We start from the raw sequence: 483 nt of genomic DNA on the forward strand, positions 1-483 counted from the left end.
ACATTTTTGTTTCTGGCAGTCTTGGGGTCCTTGGGGCGGCTGTTCATGGTCAGGCTCTCCGTTTTCGTCAGAATCACGTTGTTCTGAAATACAGGATCAACGTAAGGTGCAATATCCTCACGGGTTCCCCAGCGGGCCGAACCATATTCCAAACCATGTTGATATTTCTTGGCGTTCTTGCTTTTAAGATACACCGCCAGCCTCAGACTGCCTCCACAACACAGTCCTACCAACAAGTCCAACGGATGCAGGCTTGGCCAGAAACTTTGCAGCGCCCCAGGCAGAACCGCAACCAGCGAAAGAAACTTTTCTGAAGCATCCGCCCCTTGTGCCATTCGCCATGCCTCTCCAAAATTGGTAGCAAACAGCCCCAGCAGGATATACGGCATATTCAGCAAAACGAGCTTTTTGATGTCCAATGTCTTTTTCATCGTTCCAGCTCCTTTCGCTTGGTGCGATCCACCACAGCATTTTTAACCATCT

General features: G+C 49.7%; 1 pseudogene. It reads right to left on the minus strand.

The window, feature by feature from the left end:
* Positions 1-431 (minus strand): annotated as a pseudogene (locus tag OCV63_RS17020) (recombinase); the annotation flags it as partial.
* Between the last annotated feature and the right edge of the window lie 52 nt (positions 432-483).

The organism is Laedolimicola ammoniilytica (assembly GCF_025567165.1).
Lineage (GTDB): Bacteria > Bacillota > Clostridia > Lachnospirales > Lachnospiraceae > Laedolimicola > Laedolimicola ammoniilytica.